We start from the raw sequence: 26,707 nt of genomic DNA, 5'->3' as shown, positions 1-26,707 counted from the left end.
ATGCTATCAATGAAAAACGACTGGCACAAAAGCAGCAAGAAGTACAGACGTTAAAAGACGGAATTCGCATTTTGGGCCGTGCCATCGAAGACAAGATAGGGGAAACTGATTTTGAATGGTTGCATCAATTTGCTAAAGGACTGGAATTATTAGATGATTATGACCATGAACAGCTAGACGCCAAAGGTGTGACCAAACGTCCTGCCATTTATCCTGAAAAAGTGGATTATCAACAGGTGATTGATGCTATGAAAGCTGATTTCGATTCAGCGGTATTCGGAAAGGAGAAAGATGGAAGCTTCCAAAGTGCCGTAGGACAGATATCTAAAGGAATATATGAATATTTCAACAAAGCGATTGTTAAATCGCTAGCAAAATAAGAACCTACATGATGATAAAGCTATTCAAATCAGCATTGATATTAATATTTCTTCTGCAAAGCACTATTGTTTTCTGCCAACCTGAAATTAGCAGTTCAAAAGAAGCTGATCTGGATTCCCTGATTAGCGCTAGATTGCCCTCAATTGCACCTGGCGCAGTTGTTCTCATTGCAGAAAAGGGTAAGATTGTTTATCGTAAGGCTTTTGGTTTATCTGACATGGAATCAGGTGGCACCATGAAGCCCGAATATATCTTCAGAATCGGATCCATCTCCAAGCAATTTACCGCAGTGGGTGTTTTACAATTATTGGAGGATAGAAAAATCGGACTGGAAGACCATATTAAAAAGTTCTTGCCCGATTATCCCAGTCCAGGAAGTGATATCACGATCAGGCAGCTGCTGAATCACACATCCGGTATCCGTAATTATCTTGAACTGGATGCCGGTGAGAGCGTTGATGTCACACGTCTACAACCGGAACAGGTAGTCAATATATTCAAGAAAGAACCATTGAAGTTTGCCCCCGGAACGGCATTCGACTACAGCAATTCCAACTATTTCTTACTGGCCTATCTAATTGAAAAAATCACCGATGTCCCTTATAGAGCATACCTGGAAAAAAACATCGTGGAAAGAGCGAAGCTATCTTCAACCTTCTATGCGAATGCCAAGACTGATTCACTCAAATTTAAATCTGCCAAAGCGTATTCAAAGTTTGATAAAGGATACGAACTGGCAGAACTGGAACCCACAAATTTACTGTACGGTGCGGGGGACATAGTATCCAATGCTGATGATCTTTTGAAATGGCACAGAGCACTGTATTCGGGCAGGCTTATTAAAAAGTCGACTTTAAAGATGGCTACCGAGCCATCAACACTCACAAACGGAGAACGGATCGACTATGGTTACGGTTTTTACATAAAGGATCTGGCGGGCGAATCAACGGTTGAGCATAGCGGTTCGACAGATGGTTATCAAAGTGATATGGTGTACCTACCGGAGCGGGACCTGCTTTTTATAACACTTTTTAATTGCTATGAAGCGGATATGGACTGGCAGATTCTAACCAATGACCTGGCCAAATTATATCTGGAAAAAAATGAAACCGAAGTAGCGTTGAATGAAAATCAATTGGAAAAATATGCCGGCTTGTACGAGGTCATTTTCAAAGGGGTTAGCCATAAAATGAAGATCACCTTGGATAACAAACAATTGTATGTTGAAGCCTTGAACCCTGAAGCCCGTTTACCCAAAGTTAAATTGCATGCCAATGATGTCAATAAATTTTACATAAAGGAAGCGCCCTTAAGATTTGAATTCACCCAGACAAGTGATAATGATACATTGATGATGACAACATATAACAGCAAAGGAAAGGATGCTGATTGGGTGAAGATTGAAGAATAGACTAGATTTTTAGGAACAAATAATTTTGTGCCAAAAAACGATGGTAAATAATTGGTACTGAAAAATGCTATCAACCATTCGGAATTAGCTGTTGAAAAAATTCTGTCACCTTCGTTTCTGACCCTTTTGATTTTCAATCTAGGCGAAGGCAACCTCGAGGTACAGTCCGGACATCAATCCCAGAAGATAAAAAATGGTATTACGATCAGAGCCAGTTAATACACGAATTCAATCATTACCTGCACTGTAACCGGGCAAGTACATATCATTCCAGAAAGACATCTGCATCATCAAAACCAAATAGCGCTTCGTTTTCCTACAATTTTTCCAATAATATTCTCGCGAGATTTGTCTTATAATCTTAAAATAAAATATGATGAAAAGTTCAGAGAAAACAGAAATCCTGATCACCGGGGCAACCGGAACCATCGGTTCTGAAATCTGCAGACAATTGTCGAAGAAAGGAATCCCTTTCAGGGCAATGTCACGTAAGCGGGAAACAATGAAAGAAATTGAAAAGTTGCAGGGGGCAGAAATAGTCCTTGCGGATTTTAATGACAGTGCAAGTCTTGAAAAAGCTCTGGAAGGAATTAAACATGCCTTTTTACTGACCGATTCCTCGGAACACACAGAACAGCTTCAACTTAATTTTGTAACCATGGCAAAAAAAGCGGGATTGGAGCACCTTGTCAAGCTTTCCCAACTGCATGCCGCCAAAGATTCACCGGTACGGTTTCTGCGCTATCACGCCCAGGTGGAAGAGGCCATTGAAAACTCGGGAATGGTCTATACCTTTTTACGTCCGAATCTATTCATGCAGGGATTGCTGGGCTTTAAAACACCTATTGCGCAACAAGGAAAGTTTTTTGCAACGATCGGCGATGCACGCATAAGCCTGATCGACATCAGGGATATCGCCGCTGTGGCAGTGGAAACCCTGCAGGGCAATGCTCATTACAACAAAATCTATAACCTTACCGGACCCGCGGCCATGACCCATCCTGAAATAGCAGACAGTTTTTCCATGGCCCTTGGCAACACTATCGATTACATACAGATTTCCGATGAAGAAATGCTGAAAACACTCTCAGCGGTAGGATTTCCGCATTGGCAGGCACAGGGACTCGTGGAGGACTATGCACATTATGCCCGGGGAGAAGCCGAAGATATAACAAATGACGTGCAACATGTAACCGGTAAGAAGGCCCGTAGTTTTAAGGACTTTTTAGCGGATTATCAGGATTATTTCCGACGCGACCATTAGGAAAACAGCATCGAGAACAAATGTTTCCTCCGTTTTTGCTGCAACAAAGTCAAAGCGAGATGGTTTTTTAAGGTAAACTATTGTTTTGGCTGTATGTTGTAATCGTAATACCTTATTTCAAGTAAGCATGTATCATCAAATATTAAGAATTAACTTTATATTTTTAGTGTCAATGCCCATGTTGACCTTGGCACAGCAAAAGACACAGCTCATCGGTAGTGTTCCGTTTGCAGAGGACGGTACAAAAATAATGATTCAACAGGTTGTTCCGGATAGGCTAAAAAGTACATTAACTAAAGACAGTACAGTTATTAAGGACAACCAGTTTAGATTTGATATACCGGCTTCAGGGCCGGAGCCTTTGTCAAATTAAAAGGTCAAGGATTTACTATTTTGGGTGTTTCATTAGATAGCGAGCGGGAAAGTTGGGTGAATGCCATCAAAAAAGATAAACTCACGTGGTTCAATGTTTCCGATTTAAGAGGCTGGGATAATCCGGTTAGGTACGATTATTATATATCCAGTATTCCTGCAAGTTATTTAATTGATCCGGAGGGGAAAATAATCGCAAAAAATATCCCTGCGGATGAACTGACCAATACCATCGAACGGTATATAGAGAAAAATCAATAGTGTTACCAAGCGTTAGTTGGCACCCGGATCCCACCGCTGAACTGAATGGTGATAAAGTAAGAATCGGGTATTTCGCATAGGATAACTCTATTGCCATCCGCTTAAAACGCTCATCAAATAATCTTGGTGTTTTTCCCAGAATATCCAACTGACGTTTCGTGTGGCAGTTAAAGATTAATTTTATACTTTTAGCGGCATCAAATGTAAAAGAAACAGCTATGGAGAGCGAAATTTTAAAGTTAGAAGCACAACTTATTGCAGCCATCTTAAACAGCGATTTAAAGGTACTGGATCAGTTGCTTCACGATGAGCTGATATTTGTTAATCACCTGGGAATGGTGCTTTCCAAAAAGGAGGATCTGGCCCCTCATATCAGCGGGGATTTAAAAATCACCGAACTGGTTGCCTCAGACCAGCAGTTGCACATATTCGGAGATACCTGCGCGGTCGTGGTCGCCAAGGAGATCAGGGGCATTTATCTGAACCAGCCATTTGAAAGCCGTGTCAAATTTACCAGAGTCTGGAAATTATTTAACGGGGACTGGAAAGTAATTACTGCAAGCAGCGTGCCTTGCTGAGCACATAAATGACTTTTACCTCGGGTTACAATACTTGCTGAAAAATGATATAAACAATGGTAGGAACAAGCATGGCGAACTCTTTTAATATATACAATCTTTGGAACTGCAAAATTTCGCTTCGTTACCTATCTGTTACAGTTTTTAATATGGGTTTATTACTGGTGTCTGTAAAATTAGTAAATAATGACATGCTAATCTTAGTATTTGCTGCCGTGCAAATTTAGTAAATGCTGTTCGATTTTGTATTTTCCAATTGTTCATAGTAATATTTCTTGTTCGCTGTTCGCGATTTGCAAACAAGAAACAAGTTTATTATCTTTGCTATATGAAGAGCCACAATGGAATGCGCCCCTTAGACATAGTGGTAATGATGAAAATCATAGCACTAAATGATGAAACTTGGCAATATCGAGATTTATCATCAACTTTATTTATTAGTATTTCAGAGATCTCTGCATCTCTTAACAGAAGTATGGTTGCGGGATTAGTGGATAAGGAAAAGAAAAAAGTGAGGAGAAATGCACTGATGGAGTTTGTACAATATGGATTGCATTATGTATTCCCACAGGTTCCAGGTTCCATCGTCAATGGAATTGAGACAGCACACTCACATCCATTTTATAAAAAGCACTTTTCGAGCGATATGCCCTACGTTTGGCCTACAGTGGATGGAAATATACGAGGCCAATCTATTGAACCTTTGCATAACGGAGTTGTAAAGGCTTCCCAACAGGATGCGGTCTTATATAAATTGCTGGCGAGCATTGATATTTTACGGGTTGGAAAAGTTCGGGAGAAAAATTTGGCCTTAGAACAACTTAAAAAGCATTTATTATGAGCCATAGAGAGAATTTATTGCGAATAAAAGCTGTATACAACGCACTTGAAGAATTGGCAGAAGAAGTAGTTTTCGTCGGTGGAGCCACCGTATCGTTGTATACAGATAGAATAGCCGAAGAAGTTCGTCCAACTGACGATATAGATATATTGGTTGAACTAATAAGCTATCAAGGTTATGCGGATATCGAAGAAAAGCTAAGGCAAAAAGGATTCGTGAACGATTGGGAGTCCGGTGTTATCTGTCGTTATAAAGTGCAGGGCATAGTCGTCGACGTAATGCCAACCTCAGACCAAATTCTCGGATTCTCCAATAAATGGTATATACCCGGCTTCTCCAATGCTATTGCCTACACATTGGATGAAGAATACATTATCAAAATATTTGCGCCTTCGTATTTTCTCGCCACTAAGCTTGAGGCCTTTAAAAACAGGGGACATCGCGATGGCCGTACGAGTACCGATTTCGAAGATATTGTTTATTTTTTGAATAACAGATCAAGCATCTGGGAAGAACTCAGGAACGCAGAAACAGAATTAAAAGGCTATATAGCAAATTCATTTCGAGACTTATTAAACAACAAATATATTGATGAATGGATTAGTGTGCACCTTGAATACTCAGAGCAGGAACGACAATACTTTATACTGGACTCCATAAGAGACTTTGTTGCAGAAAAAGGCCTGTAATAAGCTCATTTATGAGTAACATTCTAAAAAATAGTATTTTAAATGAAAATTGCAGTTTTATAAAGACTTTCACTCTCGTCTTTAAATCGTGTTTTATTTATTAATAAATCCGAAAATTTCTCGTATAAATTTTTGGTGTCCTCATTAAATTCACCCATTTCAAACTCTTCGGATATAGCTTTATTTAATAACAATCAGCATTCATATTGAAAACTTTAATGAGCGATGGAATCAATTGTTCAATTTCTGCAAACGTTCTTTTGCTGAAGGGATGACGTCATCTTCTTCTTCATAATTTTTAATTACACTTTCCAACGTACTCTTCGCCTGGAGCTTATCGCCTTTGCCCGCATAGGCATCCGCAAGCAGGATGAAGCTCTTGGCCACCCAATAGTCATATGACCCCATGTTGTTGATCACATCAAAGGCCGTTTCCTGGGCTTTGTCATATTCCTTGTCTTCATACTGCAGCTGCCCGATGCGGTACCGTGCCTCTGCGCCGACTGCCGTTTTGCTCTTCTGCGCCGCCAGATTCAGTTCCTCCATGGCGGGCTCCACTTGCTCCTCCCGCAGCATGGCCCGCGCACCGTATAAGTGTGCCTTGGCAAGCTCTTCTTCTGATGACCGATCGTAATTCTTAATCAATTTCGCATACTTGGCCACCTGCTCCATGTCGCCGATTTCGAAATAACAGATCATCAGGTTGGTTACTGCGTAGCCATAGTTTTTTCTGTATTCAGCAGTGAGCTCCAGTTTTTTGAGGTGCACGATGGCCTCGTTGTATTCCTCCAGGCGCAGGTATAACGCGGCCACAGTGAGCAGGGTATTCTCCGTATACTTGCTCGTCCAGTCGTTCAGAATAATGTTCAGGTCGTGCAACGCTTCTTTCGGGTGGTCGGTATGGTACAAACTCACCCCGCGGATATAGCGGGCATGTTTTTCCTGTATGGGTCTCGGAAATTTATCAAAATACGCATTGATCGCCTCCACAGCCGATTCGTATTCCTCCCTGTTAAACAAGGAACTGGCTGCCTGGAAAGCCAGGTTATCCTGCTCCGCGGCAGTCAGATCACCGATATCGGCACTGGTTGCGTAATGGATATAACTTGAAGCATCTCCCTGATCTAGGTAGATGTTTTCAATGGAACGCAGCGCCTGCCTTGCCTCTTCGGTTTTTGCATATTTCTCCACCACCCTCTGGAAGGTAGCCTTCGCCGCTTCGGTGTTATCATTATTGTACTGGACAAGGCCGATGGTCATTAATGCTCTGGGGACATAGCTGCTGCGGGGGTATTGTTCGATCATCTGCTGCAGCCCTTCGATGGCGGCATCGTAATCTCCGGCAGTGAAATATGTGTATGGGACTTCGAAAGCCACGTCATCCGCATAGTTCGAAGCCGGAAATTGTTCAATAACAGACTGCAGGGTGCTGATCTTGGTTTCATTGTCGCCCTGCAACCCCTGAATAACACCGCGCTGGAACAACGCATAGTCCTGATTGGGAGCTTTACTGTTGATCAGCTGGTCGTAGTATTCGTTGGCTCGGTCGTAATTGCGTATGGACAAATACGAATCGCCCAAACGTGCGATCACGTCATGACGTACACTTTCATCCAGCGAGCTTCCCGCGGTGGCCAAAAAGCGTTCAAAATAATTGGCAGCAATGCTAAAGTTGTTGTTGCGGAACGCCGCATAGGCCAGGGCATAGTTTGCATACCTGTATACCTTGGTGTTTCGCGCAGCGGGCAAGCGGAGGAACTGAGAAAAGTTTTCCACTGCCTCCCCGTACTTGCGCACTTCATACATTGCCTCCGCTTTCCAATACTTTGCCAACGCTGCCATTTCCGCATTGATCGGGAATTTTTCCGATCGCATGAACATGGATATGCTGTTTTCGAAAGCGCGCTCATTATAAAACTCCAATCCACGGTAATACGTTACCTTTTGGTAGGTTGCATCGGCTTCCCGCTCCCTATTGCTGAACGATTCCAACATGGATACCCCTGCATGGAAATTGCTCGTGCCCGACAAGACCGCGGCCAATAGCATTTCCGGATTCTCTGTTTTTTCGGCATCCGGTTTACGATCCGCAAATTTCTGAGCGATATATTCCTGGACGACCTCCCGGGCAGCTTGGACGGAGTCCAGTTCATATAAGATTTTACCATAGTTAAACAGCCCATCCGATTTCGATGCCTGATCGAACTCCAGTTTGGACGCTTTGGCAAACGCATCCCGTGCACGTTGCTTATCGCCGGTTTCCACGGCAATATAGCCCAAAGCAATTAACGAGCCCTGATAAAAGGCATCCGGATCCGTCACCTTCTCCAGAATAGAGGTCGCTCTTTCGTATTCGCCTGCGAGGTAGGCCACGAAGCCGATCCGGAAGTTATCGATATTGTTGCGTGAAGCGTCGGGATACCGCTCATGCAATTTACCGTAGGAAGTTTGTTTGAATCTGTTCTGTGCAAAATACGTGGCCGCGGCGATCTGGCGCAGCTCGACCGCGAGCGCTTCCCGATCGATGTCCATATCCGGGCTCCGGCGGATCTTTACGGCATCGGCCAGCATCGGCCGGTAATCACGTATGACATCGATAGACTCCATAAGCCCAGATTGCCCTTCGTCCCGTTTCTCACTGGGCTGTTGCTTCTCTTCCTGCTGTTCTTCCTCCTCTTGCGCATATCCTGCGATCAGCAAGACGGAAAAGGCCACGGTAAGCAGGTATTTCAGGTAATTATAGCCGATCCTTTCTTTTAATATCATTGTCTGTGTGTATTTCTGAGCGCTTCCAAACGTTCCTTCGCCGGGGTAATAAAAAACAAAATTACATTTTTCATCTGTTTAATTTTTTTTCATTGGCGATGAAGCTGTCATGATCCAATCATCCCGCTGTGTGATTTTTGCAGATCATGACGGTTCATAATCGATTCAAATTTACATATTTAAAATCTTTTTCACAGAATTGCACAAGGAACTAACCAAATGCAATTCGAATCAGCGGATTGAGCAGTGATCTCCATTGTTTCTTTTTTTGGTGATAGGCGTGGAACCGACCTTGTATTTCTTGAATAGCGTATTGCTCCATTTCTGAGACTAATTAAGATTGGAATTTTCCACGACCGCTGATAAATTACCAAATTTGCATATATTTGAGAGTAATGGTTAATGGCGTAGTAAACAAGCTCTGTGGATGCGATGGATACAAGATATAAAGAGTATAAAGTGAAAAAAAAGTACGATGTCAGAATGGATACAACATATACCTTTCACCAAACACTTTAATGAAGAAACCATTTCATTGGGAAACAATGTAATTCAAAACACGATTCATTCCAAAGGAAGTTTTTTACTCAAAAACGGACAGATTTGCGGCAAATTATATTTTATGGTACGCGGACTGGTATATGCGCACACTGAACAAGAACAGATCTTATGGTATGAGCGTGAAGGCAGTAGCTTTACCGATTTGGAAAGTTTTTATGACCAAAAACCCAGTAACCACTATTTTAAAGTAGCTGAGAACAATACTCACTTGATTTCCATCAATTTCAACGATTTGCAACACCTGTTTAGCGAATCCCATCAATGGGCTTTATGGGGTGTAAGGTTTTACCAACACGAATTGCAACGCATTGCGAGTTATTATGAAGCGCTGCGCACCAAAGATGCAAGTGAGCGTTATTTTAAACTGATCGCCGCCTATCCTGATATTTTGCAGCGCGTGCCCCTAAGCCATATTGCTTCTTATTTGGGTATTAGCCAAGTAAGCCTAAGCCGTATTCGAGCGGGTGTGCAAAAGCAGTAGTTGACTGACCCGCCTTTTTAACATATGTAAAAAACAGCCATTCAATTATTGCATACCTTTGCACTATTAACATAGCGCAAACAATGGAAACATTAAATAGGAAAATAAAAACACCTTTATTTCTTCAGGAATTGCACGGAAAAGAAGCAACGGTAGCCGACTTGATTTTTACGTATCTCACAGCTTTGGTGGCTACTGGATTAATAATTTACTCAGCGTGTGATATAAATATGAGTGTCTTTAAATTTATGATATTGGGTCTGCTAGCCTTTGATTTATCGGGTGGAGTCATTGCCAATTTTACACAGGGGACAACCGATTATTATGCAGAAAGCCGTAAGAGACGGTACGTTTTCATTGGTTTACATTTCATACAGCCTATAGTGATGGCATGGATTTTTCCGAAAGACTTGGCATCTATTTATTTAACGGCCTCATATACCATTCTCGCAACGATAGTAACCAGCAGCTTGAAAGAGGAAGGGAAACAACGTGTTTTGGCAGGTTTTTTTGCAACGATGGGCTTATCCATTGTATTTTTCATGTCACCTGAGTCCAAAGTCGTTCATTTTATGTTGGTATTATTTATCGTGAAATTGATTTTGGCATTTTCTGTAAAATGGCATAACACTGCGGGATGGAGATTTCGGTGACAGCTCCCATGTCATTTCTGTGAGTAATCAGGCGGACAGGCGTCAAAGAAAATTAAACTGCAGACAAATCATGGACATGTAAGCCTGTATGTCAATGCTAAAAACAAACTGTATATCCGCAAGGAAGCAAATGTTTGATAAGGTACAGCGTCTTTTTAAGCTCGAAAACATGCACAACTTATGTATTCAGATTCCGTTTGCTAGAATCTGAAAGAATTACCTAACGTATTTCATTTTCCCACATTCTTTGTTATATACAAAAAAGTATATAAACATGGTCGTTCCTGCCAAAGTGTTTAGGTTTGCACCGAACAAAAACAGTAAAAAAAATGGAAAATTTGAAACGTCAAAGAGACTGGATGCCAATCCCGACTTTATCTTGTATTGCCATTGAAGAGACCTTGTCATTTTGGGAAATGTTAGGGTATAAAATTACTTACAAAATGACTCATCCTTATCAATACGGTGTCGTGGAACGAAATGGTTATGAGCTACATTTTGCCCGTGTAAAGGGAATGGATGTTACGAATAATGACGATGGCTGCCTTGTTATGGTGTCCGATGCAAGAAAAACTTACAAGGAATTCGCTCAAAAGTTAAAGGAGAACCTGGGAAGAGTTCCGCATTCGGGAATACCGAGGATTTCGAGAATGAAGCCGGAAGCTACACGTTTTACATTAATGGATGTTTCGGGAAACTGTGTCATCTTTATTTTAGATGATGAGAAAGACAATGAAGTATATGAGAAGGCAGATGATATTAACCAGACTCCTTTACAGAAATCCATTGCTACTGGAATAAGGTTCCGAGACTTTAAAGAAGATGAAAAAGCGGCAGCCGAAACGTTAGATATTGCTTTGCAAAAGGTCGAAAACGAAACGTTACGGGACATTGCCGAAGCTCTGTTGATACGGATGGATTTAGCTAACGTCCTGAATGATTTTCCCCGTGAGGAAGAATGTAGAATACACTTAAGTCAAGTGGACTTGCCAGATGAAGAGAAAGAACAGTTAGCAAAAAAACACGGTGTTAAACGCTGACCTTTCAACATGTTGAACAGTAACTTAAGCATACCCCACAGTAGCCGTTGCGGATTAACTCAACCCGAAAATATGAGATGGAGCGTATCGTCCTTATGCGGTTTAAAAAGCTCATGTTATGACCTGCCTAAGACCTAGTCAGCCCAGCTTTTTTCTTACTTTTGGTCCAAATAAAGAATACTTATGCGAAAAGCCCTGTTTGTCAATCGTTGGAGTCGCCTGCTGATAGGATTTATTCTTGTACCTGCCCTGCTGTTTCTTACGCTCACAGGTATAATTTATTGGAAACAGGACGACATTGTACAGCGTGTTCTGGTTGAAGTTAATACGCAATTCGCGGGTGAAATTCAAATAGGTGGAAGTCATGTGTCCCCCTTTGCGGATTTTCCGCACATAACGATCGACCTGGAAAATCTCCGTATAAACGAAAGTAAAAGTCAGCAGGATCAGACCGCTATTCTTAGCGTGGAGGACGCTTACATAGGCTTTAACCTGTGGTCGGTGCTTCGAGGACAATACCAAGTAAATAGGTTATACATTAACAAGGGAGACCTGAATTTAATACAGCATAAAGATGGAAACTTTAATTTGGTGAATGCTTTAACCCCTCTGAACGGAGACCCTACTAGTGAGGAGTCTGCTGACCTCAATTTAAAACTCGATAATGTTCGCCTGAAGGACATTGATTTACATAAAATCAATGAAGATACGCAACTTGAAATTGAGTTGTTTGTGAAGAACGCGATCGCTAAATTCAGTACGAAGGACGAACATATGCTTGCGCAAATTGATAGTCGCTTTGACCTCAATGTCATACTGGATGGCGACACGAGTTTCATCCGGCACAAACACATGGAATTGCAGACAAAGGTTGATTATCAGGGCAAGACGCAATGGCTTGAAATTTCCCCTTCGGTGGTTAAGTTAGAAGAGGCCGTTTTTAATTTAGAGGGAACTTTTGATCTAAAGGGAGAAATGCCGGTCGACCTTAAAGTAAAAGGTGCTAAACCAAATTTCGATCTTTTCATTGCCTTCGCTCCGGAGGAACTGATTCCGACACTCAAAAGCTATGGTAATAAAGGACAGGTATTCTTTGGTGCAACGATAAATGGACCTACCGCCAACGGTAAGATGCCTCACATTGAAGCGGAGTTTGGCTGCAAACAAGGGAGTATCACCAATACCGCTAATCAGGAAAAAATTGAAGGGATGGCCTTTAATGGATCATTCACTAACGGTGAGGCAAATAATGCTTCCACAATGGAATTTCAACTGGCGAACTTCTCGGCCAAACCGGGTGCAGGGATTTTTAGTGGCAACTTGAGGGTGTTTAACTTTGATTCGCCCGAGATTGATCTCAAGCTCAACTCGGAGTTCAATCTGGATTTTCTTTCCGGCTTTTTCAATATAAAAAACCTGGAGGATATGGATGGCTATGTGTCGCTGACAATGAATTTCAAGGATATTATAGACTTCACACACCCTGAACGCAGTATCGAAAAACTAAATGAATCCTATTATACTGAACTCTTAATAAAGGACCTTCAATTTCGGTCGACCAATTTTCACCTACCTGTTCAAGATGTTAATGTCAAAGCGAAAATGGAGGGTCACGAAGCTGTTATCGAGCATTTTACGGCTAGAGTAGGGAATTCAGACATTTCGATAAAAGGGAATATAAGTGATCTGCCGGCCATTATGCATCACAGCAATACGGAAGTACAAACGAATCTGCTTATCGAATCTAACCTACTGGATTTGGGCGAACTTAGTTTTCACGACTCCACAAAAACGAGTGCTGTAGCTGAAGAAATTAGCAATCTTCGTCTTGACCTATCCTTTTTAGCTGAAGGAAGAGCTTTTACAGAGTCGCCCAACCTTCCTCTCGGTCAATTTTTGATACGTGATTTTGATGCACAACTTAAGCATTATCCACACCGTTTGCATGATCTGCGCGCAGCGTTTCATATCGGCGACACCGACATTCGGATCGCAGACTTTCACGGTGAAATAGATGGTAGCGACTTTCGTTTAAGCGGTAAAGCCAGTAACTATGATATTTGGCTGAAGCCGGAATTGCTGGGTGACGCAAAGCTGACGTTTAACTTCAGCTCAGACCATTTTCGCTTGGAAGACCTTTTCTCTTATAAAGGTGAAAACTACGTTCCGGCAGATTACAGGCAGGAAGATTTTCGACAGGTGCGACTAATGGGACATATTGATCTACATTTCAACAATCAAGGTCTTTATTCTACCGATATGTATCTTGATGAGCTTAGCGGTAATATGAAAATACACCAAGCACGTTTTGAGGGTTTTAGGGGCCGGATACACTATGAAAATCAGCAACTCAGCGTAGAAGAGCTGAGCGGACAGATTGGTAAAAGTGACTTAGCGGTTAACTTGAATTATTATTTGGGTAGGGATCAGGCGCTTAGAAAAAAGGAAAATACTTTCCATATCCAATCTAAAAGGCTGGATCTGGATGAACTTATGGCTTATGAACTGCCCTCAGGAAATGGAGCAGTTGAAGCCAAGGATCATGATGATGTTTTCAATATTTTCGATTTACCCTTTACAGAGATGCAGATCTACGCAGATATTGAGCAATTAAATTATCATCGATATCTGTTAAAAAAACTTCACGCCGCCATGCGGATTAAAGAAAATCACTTTATCCATTTTGATGAGTGTCAGTTCTTGGCGGCAGGAGGAGGCATATCTTTCAAAGGATTCCTTGACGGTTCCGATGCAAAAAATATTTATTTCAAACCAGATATGACCGTCGAACAAATAGACCTTGATCAGTTGCTGTTTAAATTTGAAAATTTCGGGCAAGATCATCTGGTATCGGAAAATTTACACGGTAAACTTTCGGGCAGTCTAACAGGAAATATACGTATGCACACAGACCTGACACCAATTATTGATCAGTCGCAGTTACATATGAACATTCAGGTTATCCAGGGGCGATTGGAAAACTATGCACCACTTCAAGCCCTTTCCAGCTATTTTAAAAATCGGAACCTCAACAAAGTACAATTTGATACGCTGACTAATGCGCTGGATATAAAGAACGGGGTCCTCGATATCCCATGGATGTCTGTCAATTCCAGCTTGGGCTTTATTGAACTGTCCGGACAGCAAGACCTTGATATGAATATGCAATACTATTTCAAGGTACCACTCAAATTGGTTTCGCAGGCTGTGTTTCAAAAACTTTTCAAACGCAAGCAAGAGGAGGTGGATTTAGATCAGGAGGATGAAATACAAACCCCAGACCCTGATAAGAAGATTCGCTATGTGCATGTAAAAGTTGAGGGCAATGCCGATGACTATTCCGTAAGTCTAGGTAAAAAGAGTAAGTAAATACGCTGGTTGCCTGTTCTTTCATCATGGTTCTTGGTTTTTACCAAAACTGTAAGGTTATAGACGTATGAGACCGTGTGAGGTGTTTTCAGGGCCAAACAACAGAGCGAATACTAGTCTTTCCTAACAATCAACCTGGAATTGTACCAGTCCCGTACCTTGATATGCATCTTATTATCCGGATCTTCCATCCAATAGGTATCGTCCACTAAAAACTTATAGGTATACTCACCCGGTGCCAAATGTTTCTTAAGGATCCACCCGTTCTCCTGTTTGATAAAGTACTCAGCCGATTCTTCCTCATCGGTAAAAGAGCCTATTAATGCTATTCTCCCCGCACCCGGCATACCGTTGACGCGAAACGTTACTTCTCCCCCCTCAGTTCCGAAAAGCCCCACGTAAATATTGCGGGGATTGATTTTTGCAGCTTCACGATACAGGCTATCGGCTTTCTCAAAAGAATGATTTAATAGGTAAGCGTTTGCCAGGGAAGATTTTGCCCGATCCGAGTCCGGGAAATTCTTCAGATTGAGATGAAAGATACTTATCGCGTCTGAAAGTTTTCCACTATCTATCAGGCGGTATCCAAGCAGATCCAACTCCTTTTCTGAAAAATTAAAGGATATACTATCGTTCTGCTTGAGGTGCTTATAATACCCTATAGCTTCTTCCTTGTTGTGCGAGAGCATGTAGGCGCTCATGGTGTCAGCTATACTCTTGGAAAATAGAGAAGCGATAGGAACATCTCTACTGCCTTTTGACAGGTAATCCTCCAACTTGATCTTTACCTGTTTTGAAAAGTCATGCTGTTGGAAAAGGTGGATAACACCTTGCTTCAGATCACAGATCTGGGAATATAACGTAGCATTGTCCGACGATCTTTGTGCCGTTTGGCATAAAGTTTCTTTCATCAGATCCACAGTAGGTGCCTGGTGGTTCAGCAGCTGATAGGCAGTTTGCTGTCTCCAGCAGTTGAACGTCGAAGGTTGTTCCGCTTTCAACGCATAATTGGTAAGTGCAAAAACCGGGGCTTCGCTGCGGATGATGTAATTGGCATGAATAATGGCATAATCACCACTTTTATCGGCTATCATTATCTGTGCTTTCTCCTGCCAGGTTAAGTTATATTGCTGTATAAACGCAATGGCTTCACTGACAGTGCGGCACTTTGAAAGTACGGGTTCGACCAGATAGGCTTCAAAGTCCGGCTTCGCCGGGTCTCTGCTGATAGGAATTGGTTCTGGTAAAGCCGCTGCATCAAAAAACAGCCCATGCTCGTTCATCCCGCCTTCGGGATACTGCTCTTCAAAACCCCAGAAAACGTATCCGAACTTCCCTCCTGCCTTTGCCCTTGACCATAAATAGGTTGGCGTGCCGGGTCTATAGTCCTCATTGTTTCCCACAAGTACAGCATTTTTATCACAGGAAATAAATATGGTGCATGCCTTGGCCTTATACTGATTGACCAGTAACAGCAGGGAGCAAAATAAACTGATTTTTAAGCATCTAATCATATCCAGGCTTTTGATTTACTTTGTAATTCTTCAATAGTAGTTCCTATATGCGCAATAATCCAACCGTTTTAGAAAACGCGGTATATTTCGTATGAGCGATAATATGATAGGAACCCATTGTTCACTAGCGAACGGTGGGTGTTCGCATGCGGACACCATGATACAGCAGAATGCCCGTATATAGCGATTCTTTTAACTGTTTGCCTAGTCTACCTCTTTAGCAACGCTTCGATGTCAGCTCCTGACGTAAAGTGTTATGTACTTTTGTAAGAATAAATTAACTTTAAGGTTTAATCAGAAATCCTAAAAATAGAAGCGTTAATGGATAGTGACATAATAATCAGAGGGTATGAAAACAAGGATTGGGAAAATGTTTGTGATATTTTTACAAAAGCAAAGCCCGAGGAATTTCGAGGCGTTATCGCTGGAGAAAACATTTTGCCTTTGCAAAAGGACGCTGAAATCTTAAAATTGTTTCAAAATAGTGATATATATGTCGCTGAAATGTATAACAATGTTATAGCCTTCGCAGGTTACAGTAAATATTTAATTTCGTTTTTATTCGTTAATCCGGAATATTGCAGGCGAGGCGTAGCAACGAAATTACTGCAACACATTCTTCCAATGATAGGAAACCAAGCATGGTTGCTCGTATTAAAGACAAATCTCGCTGCAATAAGCTTATATAATAGGTTCGGATTTGATACTGCCGAAGAATTTAACGGTAGCTATAATGACATTGAAGTTGTTGTATTAAGGCTGGCCTTATCCCCTCAATTGAAGCCTTGGTTATTAAAATAGTAGATTTTACGCTATACACTTTCGGATTCACATGGTTGAGCTTATATTCGAGCTGGGTGCGGACGAGCGGCCTTTATATGATTGTGACAATCAATGAGAGGTCTTGTGTATAATTTTTAATCAGAAAAACATCAACAACTTTGTAGACACCCGTTACTGTGAATTTGAAATCTATTATTGGTATACTACGCCGTATATCTTTACTGATATAGTCAATATATCCTGTTACTGTGGTTGAAATAAATGGGAGAAATACTACACAAGTATATATAAAAAGCATATAATTATTGGATGGCAGAAAACACAATTAACCTGGATAGAGACTATGTTAATTATGGCAAAACATGGACATGCGACCCGCTGGAGTAGCACTTGGCCAATTTGCGTTTTACATTTTAATTAGCGATTATTGTTAACACCATCTGTTGACCTTGTATGATTATATTAAGAATTTCCTTTAACCCTGTATTGATACTGTTAATAACCATAGCTATTAATGCCGTCTGCAATCATTGTCTTGTTGCCCGAGAGCAAAACGTTGATGATAAAAATCCATTTCAGATAGATTTAAATACCCCCAGTACCATTCTCAACGGCAAGCTTATCAATGTGCCCGGTGCAATCGCAGAAGGACTGGATAAGATTCACGTAGACATACAATCGCTTGATATTGAAAACCAGTATACCAGATCCTATAAGATAAAGCCTGACAGCACCTTTGAAATTACCCTGGATTATTGCATGCCTTTTCAGCAGTTTGTATTAGAAATTGGCGATTATCACCATAGGATAACGGTGCACGATTCAGTAGAAGCTCTTTTTGACTTTAAAACGGCTGAACAGACTGGTTATTTCGACATCACCTTTTCCGGGAAAACAGCGGAATGGAGCCGTTATCTGGACAATCTGGACAAGAGCTTAAGAACGCACCAAATTAAGCAATCATTTGACGTTTATGAGATGGTCGATAGCATTTCCTTTCATCGGGAATTGGCAGAATGGAAAACACTGCGAGCAAATTTTATAAAGAAATATCTGGAAAAACACCCTCCGTCAGCGGAAATCAGCCAGTGGATACTAACTACTGAAAAAGCAAAATATTTAGCCTATTTCCCGGAATATTATCGGCGTACTGAGAAAACAATATCTGATGAACTGTTTCGGGAAATAAAAGAATTTAGCACTACATTGAGCTTTTTAAATTACGATACGAATAATTTGCTATCTCACCTAAGTAACTATATGAGAGAGCTGTGGGCCCCAGACATGAGTGACTTTTCTGTCGAACAATTTATTGATAAAATCCTAACCACTGATTCGCTAGCTAATAATGAGATAGAACAGCTGAAACTAACCAAGTTGCAGTATCTGCAGTACCATAGTGATGAATCACTTCAATCGGATACTGTTTTTGTAGCTGAGCTAACCAGCAATATGAATATGCTTAACGAGCGATATGGGGATCTCCTCGACGCCCAGGTTCGCCTTTGGATGAAAGCCAATAAAAGAACTCGGCAGTATTTTATTTTAGATAGCTTTCCCGGCGAGATAGGAGAAATGCTGCTGGCAAAAAGTGGACCGCGAAAAGATCAAGTTAGTGTGGAAGATTTTGATCGGATTTATCGGGAGATTTCAGCCTATATAAACGCCCCTACCATTTCCTACTTTGTAGATAGCTATGTGAATAAAGTAATGCGGATGGCCACATTAGACACCAATAAAAAGGTGGAGAAGCTACCAGATGCTTATGCAAACCTTGATGATCTGTTTACAAAAGTAGAATTTGATTCCTATGCCACGCTGTATCACAACGATACACTAAGCGGAAATGAGGTATTTGATCTGTTGATAAAACAGCATGAAGGGCAATTGATGCTGATTGATTTTTGGGCTACTTGGTGCGCGCCCTGCTTCGAGGATTTCGCAAAAGCAAAATTGATAAAAGAGCAAATTGACCGTTCTCAATTACTGTTTATATACTTTTGCGGGGATTCGGATCAAGAGCAGTGGATTAAACGCATAAGGGAAAAACGCGTGGAAGGCTTGCACATTCTGTTGACGGATAAACAGCACCAGGATTTATCTGAGCGTTTTCAGCTTAATGGTTACCCAAGCTATCTGTTCATAGACCAATTTGGAAAAGTGGAATTCAATGCGAGAAATCTATTGGATAATCCGTCAGAAACCATAGACCGTATTCAGGATATGTTAAACGGGAGCTAATGTTGGGTAAACCGATCACTCGATGTGCGCACGGAACAAAACGCGCTTATCGCGAAGTTGATAGGTGTATTGGAAAGGGATCAGCAGGTGGAGTGGGTTGGCAATGGTATTTCATAGGACATTCATCTCATAAGAGATGTATCCAGCTAAACAAATCAGCGCGGTTTGGGTTATTATTAGGATGCCCAAATCGTTGATAAGGGTTCCAACAGGTTGGTATTGTATCATGGGAAAAAGTAAGCATGTCGATGACAGTAAAAGGCCATTAACCGATGAACAATATCGTACGTTATTCGCACGTATCGATCAGGGTTTTGCACTGATAGAAAAAATCCCAACGCCATTAGGTGCTCAAAGTAATTATCGTTACCTGGCTGTCAATGCGGCTTTTGAAAAGCACACCGGTTTAAGAGACGCGGAAGGAAAAACGATTTTAGAGCTGGTGCCGGAAGTGGAGGAAAGGATTCTAAATTATTATGATAGTGTGGTGACTGGAGGACGGCAAATAGCTTTTGAAGATCACATTAAATCAATGGACATATGGATGGCGGCGGATGTTTTCCCGACGGAGGTTTCTGAGCGTATTATTGTTCTTTTCACCAATATTACAGAGCGTAAACGTGCGGAGCATATATTGCGTGAGAATGAACAGCGTAAGGATTTCTTTCTGCGGCTAACAGATGCATTACGGCCAATTGAAGATCCGACAACTATCCAGGAACTCGTAACTATGCAGGCGATGGATTTTTTCCAGGCAGATAGGTGCTATTATTGTGAGATCGAAAATGGTAATGCGATTATTCGGCGAGATGCCTTCGTTCAATATCTACCAAGTGTAGCTGGTATCTACCCGTTATACGCGATGCCTCTTTTTGATACGGTGATACGCGCAGGACGCCCCCTCATCGTTAACGATATTGAAAAAGCAGCTATCATAGATGAGAATTTATATGCGTTATGCTTACAGTTACAAGTCATTTCGTTTATAGACGTACCGGTTATCAAAAATGGGAATGCAGTGGGTCTGCTCTGTGTGGTACAGCGTAAACCCAGGGAATGGACACATTTTGAAATATCTATTGCCGAGGAATTGGCAGAACGTGCCTGGGCCGCCGTAACAAGAGCAAAATCTGAAGAATGGCCTCCAAATTCCCTACCGTAAAAATAGTTATACTGACTATGCACAATAAGGAAATGTTTATTAGGGAGGCTTTCGAAGCCGGCGCCCATGGTTATATTCTGAAAGATGGTGATTTTGAAAAAATGATCAGGACTGTACGCCAAGTCGCTGAGGGTAATACTTCCCGTGGCATCAAACCGTAAGGTAAGCAATAGGTTGGGGTGGCTCGGGCTCCGGAGTATCTTCGCATACGGTATGACAAGTTGGGTTTGCCCGCTGCCAAGGTGCTGAGTAGTCATAATCTGTCAATAGGACTAAATATTTCTGTGTAAGAAAGGAGGCCATTCGTGTAAAAAGTTGATTCTTTAAAAAATCTTCTGTTATTTTCGGCGGCAAGCCCGGGTTATTCATCTTTAAATTCAAACAACATTTATTAAACTATTATTATGAAAAATTTTACCATCAAATTAGTTGTAGCTACATTATTTTTATTTGCCAGCATTACACGAAATGGTTTTGCTCAAGATGGCGGTAGTTTCTATTTAGGATATGGCGTGGCGACTGCCAATTCAATAGAAGACGTCATTGCAGATATTATCGTAACAACCGCTACCGGAGGCTCCTATAATGTGGCCGATTCTAGATATACAGGCGCAATTTTCGGAGGATATCGAGCTTACATAACTGAAAGGCTGGAGTTTGGCGGAACCTTTGTTTATGAAAATTCCAGCAAAGATCTGTTGTCGGGATCCACTAAGGCGGGCGATATATCGACCAATACGTATGCGGTATTAGCTGAACTTAAATATAATTACATTAATCATAGACATTTCAGATTGCATTCGGGTATTGGTGCCGGTGTGGCGCACGCCCGGAGTTCCACCAAAGACGATGTCATCATTGAAAAGGATAAAGCCACCGATTTTGCATATCAGGTAGATGCCATAGGCATTAGTTATGGAAATCCGTTCAGTATCTCCCTAAACGTTGGTTACGGCTATAAAGGCATTGCTAATCTCGTGCTGGCATATAAGCTTTAAGTCGTTATTGATCGTTACTGTATAAGCGGGATGAGTAGCCTGCACATTCCATCGATGTCGATGTAAATTGATCAATTCCATGTTTGGCCTTATTTTTCACATAATTGTTTATCCGGTATTATTAATCGCCAGTTTAGGTATCGGCAAGAAAGCAGCTGATTATGTTTTTCCGACAAGGCCTAAATGGACGCCACTTGGGGTTGAAAATGGCCTTGTGGGATTCTACTCATTATTGATTTCATTCTCCCTGATACAGGCTGGAAACAACGCCAAAGAACGTACCGGATATATCCATGATACCGCGGACAAATTAGCCTTAATATTACGGAAAAGTAAGTTATACGATCACGAATTACAAGTGGAACTTTACGACTACATGTCCTGTATTTTTGATATGCAGCTAAACACTGTACAGCGATCAAAAGCCGAAGTGAGGGAAACCGTAAGGGAAATAGAAACATTAGACCACAGCTTTGATCGCTTCTTAGTAGACTATATAGCAAGGCATCCGGAAAAAAAACAAAATGTTTCCGAATTGATAAATGCACTCGAAGACATGGAACACCTCTATTACAGGTTACTCTATTCATATCATCGAAGCACTCCTACTCTAATTCTTTTTATTTTAATACTATTTTCTCTACTTATTGGCTTTTTATTGGGCTTCCTGCGTGGAATGCTACATACCAAAATGCATATTTCGGCAATTATTTTTTCGGTGATGAGCTATATTATTCTATATACAATACAAGATCTTGACAACCCGTCAGCGGGGATTATCAAACCAGACTTTACCGATATAGAAAACATCAGGGAATTGTACGACAATTATTTTTTATCATTAAAGCATCCTACAAAATGAGCATGTAACTAACATTCGATCAACCGCTACAAGCACGTTTATTATATTATATTACATATGCTTTACCTAATCGTTATTTATCACAGAAGCACTGACACCTTCAGGTTTCATACTAAATTATATACACTATTAGGGTGTCTTGATATCTGATTATGGTCGTATAAACGGACGACAGCTATTCTTGCACGCTTTTGCCGATCAATTTGTACATGGCTTCGGCATACCTTTTTCCCAGCAATCTTGCCGACGGCGTATCAAAATGTGTTCGATCTCCCACATCCTTTAATCCTTCGGCGCTTACCACAGCCGAATGAGGTATATAAGTAGGACTTTGGTTAAGGACATCGTTAATTGGCCGTTGCGATTTAAAATAACCTATTTCACCCACCACAAATGGGAAATCTCCATTGAGGTCTCGACGGAAATTATGGACAAGCTTAACCAATTTATTCGGATATTCGGCTGCTCGTTCCTTCGAGTTGTTGGCTTCTCCCTGATGCCATAGAATCCCTTTCAAAACCCCCTTTCGCATCGCAACATTTGCGCGTCTGATAGCATCGTCATAGGGAAATGCTTTCGTCACCGGATCCTGCTCGCCGGCAAACCACCGATCAATGGAGGTGCCCCCTACCGCACACGGGATAAGTCCGATACGAATGCCGGAATCTGATTCCTTGGCTAACATCTCACGGGCAAAGCTGATGCCGGGGCCAACACCTGCAGCTGACTTATCAAAATGGATGGGATCCATCGCATGCACCCACATTCCATTGCTGTCCAACGTTAAAATGGCCGAGTCTATGATTTTGCTGGCCGAATCCAGTTTTCCCCTTCCCGCCATATTCGATTGGCCCACCAATAAATACACATGGAAGTTGGTATCGATTGCTGATGGTTCAGTGAGCTTTGTCAGCCTTTGCTTGATTTTTTCCAACCCGAATTTGTTATCATTGCTATACCATTCATCAAAAATATCATGTTCTGCCCGCCGCAACCATTCTTCGGCTGCCCTGAGCTCCTGTAAGCTCTCCTGAAGGAAACCCAATTGCGCATTTTCTTGCTCATGTGATTGATAGGCCTTGGTCAACTGATGCAACATGCGATTAAGGTGGAGCATAAAGTGTGCCTGTCCGCGCAAATTGTCATCAAAAAAACGTTTGCCCTCAGTTAATTGACTATGAATACGATCGGCCGCTGCTGTCACTTTTTCCAGCTTGATGATACTAGCAGCCGTGCCCTCTAAAAGGGCATTTAACTGATCAGCGGAACGGACACGAAAATAACCCGCGCTACCTTTGTCAGGATCGTCCAGAGCGTGGTTGTCCAGCGGATTGCTTGGATAGCTGTCTTTTTCCATATAACCCATCAAGGTCTCAGCGGCTCGCGCATAGCGCATGTCTTGAAAGAGATATTGCCGTTCGAAACCAGGAATATCGCTTTCCTTTTGTTGCCAGTAGCTATTGAAGAATTCCGGGTATAGCTTTGCGATGCCGGGGCCGTGTTCTTGACCAAAGTATTTATTGCAGAATTGGGTATAAAAGGACGGGCAATCAAACCGGTCAAAATCCCACATCATTTTCGCATTGGCAGATAATTCCAAAACATGTTCCCGGATGTTCCCGGCATTGACCACCGAGAAAACGAGATTCCCTCCACTCAAACTGTCAACCATACGGAAATTCTGCTCCATCTTACGTGGGCCTTCTGCCTGCGCCAGATGGGAACCGGAGGAGGTGAATTGGAAATTCAGGTAATAACCGGTTGGCTCGCCCGAAAAAGAATGCCCCATGATATCCGGCGCCGGGAAATGATCGCGCCGGGCGGCAACGAAGTTGCGTATGAGAGACGGCTCGTTCGGCAATTTAAAATGCCCATTGGCTACCAGAGTTGACATTTCATTGTAGAGTGTCAACCGCATTAAAGGATGGGGATCCCCGGTTGCTTCTTTGACGATTCCAATCTGTGACCTGACCATAGCCGCTATCACATCGGCACGATCTTGAGGATCCTTCGGCGAATCGGGGAAAAATTCCCAGAAAGGGATATCGCGGTTGCCACGGAAACCGACCAGCCAAATCATATCTAGTTTATGACGGACGGCTAGCTCCGCATGGTACCGCCACCATTCTTCAAGGGCCTCGACATTGGCGATCTCCAAGGCCGGTGGCTGTTGCTGCCGCACATTTTTCCAATAGGCATCCCAATGGTTGTAACTGGAACCAAAAATACGCATGTGGTGCCCCGTGACGAGCAATCCGCGTTCTTGTGCCATGGCAGCTTCCCGACCCAAAGGATAAGGGGGACTGAAACTACGGGCGTCTGTGATACCTCCCTCCAAGGTGTTGACTTTGAGCCTGAGCATCGTCTCATAAAGCGCTTCATAATTTTCCTCCGAATTTCTTTGCCATGGGTCAAGCAGGTCCCGGTCATTAGGAAACCACGCCCGGTATTTGATTCTTGGGGATGGAATAGCTTGGTGGAACTGTCCGGGGATGCTTATCTGTTTTTTTGGAACTGGTTTTTCCGATGTCCAACGCCATAACGGTTTGATGCCCAAACACGATTCGCTAAAGGTGTAAATGGCGTAAACGGTACCGCGCGTATCAGCGCCATTGAGCACGATATAATGACCGTCAGTATACACTTGGTGTGCTTCCCATCCGGTAGCGCCTGATAGACGGCCCCGGTGCCGATCTCCTGTGGCAACGACAATAGCTGCACCATCCTTCGGGAGCGTGTCTATCAAGGCAGATGAACGCCCAAAAACGCCTTCCAGATCCCTTAGTAGATCTTGGACAGCTCGCCGAACGGGCGCTGGCTCTTCAGGATGGACGTAGACGGGCACCCCACCTCGGATAAGGAGCGCATCATTTGTGGCATAAGTTGAAAGGGGACAACCACATGCCAACACAAATAGGAAGGTCACTAAAGCTAAAAGGTGTTGGAATTGTTTTTCTTGGATTTTCAATTGCATGGTCAACTGTAATAAAATATGGAACATATGTTATCAATAGCCAGGGTTTTGGTCTGCTGCGTTTATTTGATCATTAACGTCTATTTCACGCTGCGGAATGGGATATAAGAGATTTTCTGGCCCTGGATTTTTACCCGCTGCCTGCATAATAGGAATCAGCGTTTCCGTACGGATTAAATCGAAGAATCGTTTGGACTCGAAACAAAATTCCCAGCTTCGCTCTTGCAGGATGGCATCCCTGAATTGTTGTTGGCTCAGATGCTCGAGCACATCTAGTCCTGCTCTTCTTCTAATTTCATTCATTGCCCGATACGCCCTATCATTCGGCCCTTCGAGCTCGTTCAGTGCTTCCGCCAATATCAGTAAAACATCTGCGTACCGCAATATCGGATAGTTGTTGTTGTTATTGTTGCGCGCAAACGGTTCCGGGTCATAATATTTGAAAATACTCAGTTCCGTTAGTCCTCCGGAAGGATAGCTGACTACCTGTTGATTATTGGGGTCTATAAAACTGGAAAGAATCGAGGCGTCGCGTCTTTTATCGCTTGTTTCAAACGATTGCCAAAAGGCGTCTTCAACCATGTGGGCACTATAACCGCTCCCGCCTTTGAGAATTGCATTTGCTTGTCTGGACATAAAAAAATGGGAATAAGCGCTTCCCAGGCCTTCTGGACCTGATTGGTATTGGCAGGAGAAGATGTGTTCCCGCGTATTCTCATTTTCGATTTTCCATATATCCGAATATTCCTCAAAGAGACTGTAACCAAAGGACGCGGCATTATCAGCCACTTCTTGTGCTTTTGTTGCGGCGTTCGACCAATCACTCCTTGTAAGGTATACGTAAGCTAACAGTGTAGATGCCGCTCCTTTAGAAGCCTTTCCGCCTGATACAGTGTTTGGCAAAATGGCTTCTGCCTCAACTAAGTCGGATATGATCAGCTCATAAACTTCCTCAGCTGAACTTCGGGGTATACCCAAATCGGCAAGTGAAGCCGTTTCCTGAAGACGTAGCGGAACACCACCGAAAAGCCTCACTAGATTAAAGTAATTCAAGGCCCGTAAAAATCGGGCTTCCGCTACAATGACACCTGCGCGTTGGGCATCCATGTCAATATCCGGAACACGATCAATCACCGCATTTGCACGGTTGATATTGCGGTAACTGTGATTCCATATGTTCATCACAATCTGATTCTCTGCTTCAAATTGAAAATTATCGATATTAATACGATCGACGTTTGTTCCTGTTCCAAAATTCGTTTGCTCAGAAGGTAGATCAGCTAAAAAATACATATTCTGGCTATAAATACTCATCAGGCCGGCATACACCGAAATGATTGCGGCCTCTGCATCTGACGATGTACGATAGTAATTAGTTGGTGATAGAAAATCCTTCGGACTTTCATCCAAAAACTTATTGGTACATGCGTTTATGGTGAATAGCATGATGATGAATCCTAAATTTATATGTAATGCCTTATTTTTCATTATTCATTGATTTAATAT

22 protein-coding genes are annotated in these 26,707 nt (G+C 42.2%); 18 read left to right on the top strand and 4 right to left on the bottom strand.

Going from position 1 to position 26,707, the window contains the following annotated elements; all coding sequences use genetic code 11:
* The first annotated feature begins 71 nt into the window (after positions 1-71).
* The 8 genes from H8S90_RS10325 to H8S90_RS10290 all read left to right on the top strand — a co-directional run bounded on the left by H8S90_RS10325 (position 72) and on the right by H8S90_RS10290 (position 5,797).
* Positions 72-380, top strand: coding sequence for a hypothetical protein (locus H8S90_RS10325; RefSeq protein ID WP_222852283.1), 309 nt, complete (start codon positions 72-74; stop codon positions 378-380).
* Positions 381-388: 8 nt separating this feature from the next.
* The gene (locus H8S90_RS10320; RefSeq protein WP_187342458.1) at positions 389-1,792 is read left to right on the top strand and encodes a serine hydrolase; all 1,404 of its coding nucleotides are present in this window, start codon (positions 389-391) and stop codon (positions 1,790-1,792) included.
* Positions 1,793-2,165: 373 nt separating this feature from the next.
* On the top strand, positions 2,166-3,056 hold the full coding sequence (locus H8S90_RS10315; protein ID WP_255501894.1) for an SDR family oxidoreductase: 891 nt from the start codon (positions 2,166-2,168) through the stop codon (positions 3,054-3,056).
* A gap of 127 nt (positions 3,057-3,183) precedes the next feature.
* Complete coding sequence (locus H8S90_RS10310; RefSeq protein WP_187342457.1) at positions 3,184-3,429, top strand: hypothetical protein; 246 nt, start codon at positions 3,184-3,186, stop codon at positions 3,427-3,429.
* A 20-nt stretch (positions 3,430-3,449) separates the two neighbouring features.
* Positions 3,450-3,689: a thioredoxin-like domain-containing protein gene (locus H8S90_RS10305; RefSeq protein ID WP_187342456.1), complete on the top strand. Its 240-nt coding sequence runs from the start codon at positions 3,450-3,452 to the stop codon at positions 3,687-3,689.
* 218 nt (positions 3,690-3,907) lie between these two features.
* A complete protein-coding gene (locus H8S90_RS10300) occupies positions 3,908-4,267 on the top strand; it encodes a nuclear transport factor 2 family protein (RefSeq protein ID WP_222852282.1) in 360 nt (119 codons plus the stop codon).
* 370 nt (positions 4,268-4,637) lie between these two features.
* Positions 4,638-5,108, top strand: coding sequence for a hypothetical protein (locus H8S90_RS10295; RefSeq protein ID WP_255501893.1), 471 nt, complete (start codon positions 4,638-4,640; stop codon positions 5,106-5,108).
* The gene (locus H8S90_RS10290) at positions 5,105-5,797 is read left to right on the top strand and encodes a hypothetical protein (protein ID WP_187342454.1); all 693 of its coding nucleotides are present in this window, start codon (positions 5,105-5,107) and stop codon (positions 5,795-5,797) included. Before H8S90_RS10295 ends, H8S90_RS10290 begins: the two co-directional genes overlap by 4 nt.
* 231 nt (positions 5,798-6,028) lie before the next feature.
* Here H8S90_RS10290 and H8S90_RS10285 read toward each other — a convergent pair whose 3' ends face one another.
* Entirely contained in the window at positions 6,029-8,563 is a 2,535-nt protein-coding gene (locus tag H8S90_RS10285; protein WP_187342453.1) for a tetratricopeptide repeat protein, read from the bottom strand.
* A gap of 475 nt (positions 8,564-9,038) precedes the next feature.
* Between H8S90_RS10285 and H8S90_RS10280 the strand changes: the two genes are divergently transcribed.
* The 4 genes from H8S90_RS10280 (at position 9,039) to H8S90_RS10265 (ending at position 14,667) form a co-directional block, all read left to right on the top strand.
* Positions 9,039-9,605: a Crp/Fnr family transcriptional regulator gene (locus tag H8S90_RS10280; protein WP_187342452.1), complete on the top strand. Its 567-nt coding sequence runs from the start codon at positions 9,039-9,041 to the stop codon at positions 9,603-9,605.
* 83 nt (positions 9,606-9,688) lie between these two features.
* Entirely contained in the window at positions 9,689-10,258 is a 570-nt protein-coding gene (locus H8S90_RS10275; RefSeq protein WP_187342451.1) for a hypothetical protein, read from the top strand.
* A gap of 329 nt (positions 10,259-10,587) precedes the next feature.
* On the top strand, positions 10,588-11,298 hold the full coding sequence (locus H8S90_RS10270) for a hypothetical protein (protein ID WP_187342450.1): 711 nt from the start codon (positions 10,588-10,590) through the stop codon (positions 11,296-11,298).
* 183 nt (positions 11,299-11,481) lie between these two features.
* The gene (locus tag H8S90_RS10265) at positions 11,482-14,667 is read left to right on the top strand and encodes an AsmA-like C-terminal region-containing protein (RefSeq protein ID WP_187342449.1); all 3,186 of its coding nucleotides are present in this window, start codon (positions 11,482-11,484) and stop codon (positions 14,665-14,667) included.
* A 113-nt stretch (positions 14,668-14,780) separates the two neighbouring features.
* On the opposite strand, the gene H8S90_RS10260 is transcribed toward H8S90_RS10265, so the two are convergent.
* Positions 14,781-16,181: an acyl-CoA--6-aminopenicillanic acid acyl-transferase gene (locus H8S90_RS10260; RefSeq protein WP_187342448.1), complete on the bottom strand. Its 1,401-nt coding sequence runs from the start codon at positions 16,179-16,181 to the stop codon at positions 14,781-14,783.
* A gap of 321 nt (positions 16,182-16,502) precedes the next feature.
* Here H8S90_RS10260 and H8S90_RS10255 point away from each other — a divergent pair, with 321 nt between their 5' ends.
* From H8S90_RS10255 to H8S90_RS10230, 6 genes are all read left to right on the top strand, one after another.
* Positions 16,503-16,982 carry a GNAT family N-acetyltransferase gene (locus H8S90_RS10255; RefSeq protein WP_187342447.1) on the top strand — a complete coding sequence of 160 codons (480 nt, stop codon included), beginning with the start codon at positions 16,503-16,505 and terminating at the stop codon, positions 16,980-16,982.
* A 435-nt stretch (positions 16,983-17,417) separates the two neighbouring features.
* Positions 17,418-19,205, top strand: a complete 1,788-nt coding sequence (locus H8S90_RS10250) for a thioredoxin-like domain-containing protein (protein ID WP_187342446.1) — start codon at positions 17,418-17,420, stop codon at positions 19,203-19,205.
* 226 nt (positions 19,206-19,431) lie between these two features.
* A complete protein-coding gene (locus H8S90_RS10245) occupies positions 19,432-20,367 on the top strand; it encodes a GAF domain-containing protein (protein ID WP_187342445.1) in 936 nt (311 codons plus the stop codon).
* A gap of 17 nt (positions 20,368-20,384) precedes the next feature.
* A complete protein-coding gene (locus H8S90_RS10240) occupies positions 20,385-20,528 on the top strand; it encodes a hypothetical protein (protein WP_222852280.1) in 144 nt (47 codons plus the stop codon).
* Positions 20,529-20,771: 243 nt separating this feature from the next.
* A complete protein-coding gene (locus H8S90_RS10235; RefSeq protein ID WP_187342443.1) occupies positions 20,772-21,365 on the top strand; it encodes an outer membrane beta-barrel protein in 594 nt (197 codons plus the stop codon).
* A gap of 79 nt (positions 21,366-21,444) precedes the next feature.
* Complete coding sequence (locus H8S90_RS10230; RefSeq protein ID WP_187342442.1) at positions 21,445-22,227, top strand: hypothetical protein; 783 nt, start codon at positions 21,445-21,447, stop codon at positions 22,225-22,227.
* Positions 22,228-22,402: 175 nt separating this feature from the next.
* Here H8S90_RS10230 and H8S90_RS10225 read toward each other — a convergent pair whose 3' ends face one another.
* Together H8S90_RS10225 and H8S90_RS10220 are read right to left on the bottom strand one after the other, a co-directional pair.
* Positions 22,403-25,153: a sialate O-acetylesterase gene (locus tag H8S90_RS10225; RefSeq protein ID WP_187342441.1), complete on the bottom strand. Its 2,751-nt coding sequence runs from the start codon at positions 25,151-25,153 to the stop codon at positions 22,403-22,405.
* Between the two features lie 81 nt (positions 25,154-25,234).
* Positions 25,235-26,689, bottom strand: coding sequence for a RagB/SusD family nutrient uptake outer membrane protein (locus tag H8S90_RS10220; protein WP_187342440.1), 1,455 nt, complete (start codon positions 26,687-26,689; stop codon positions 25,235-25,237).
* Between the last annotated feature and the right edge of the window lie 18 nt (positions 26,690-26,707).

The sequence above is a fragment of the Olivibacter sp. SDN3 genome, assembly GCF_014334135.1.
Classification (GTDB): domain Bacteria; phylum Bacteroidota; class Bacteroidia; order Sphingobacteriales; family Sphingobacteriaceae; genus Olivibacter.
Note: the sequence above shows the minus strand (reverse complement) of the source record. Positions and strands in the feature narration are given on the sequence as shown.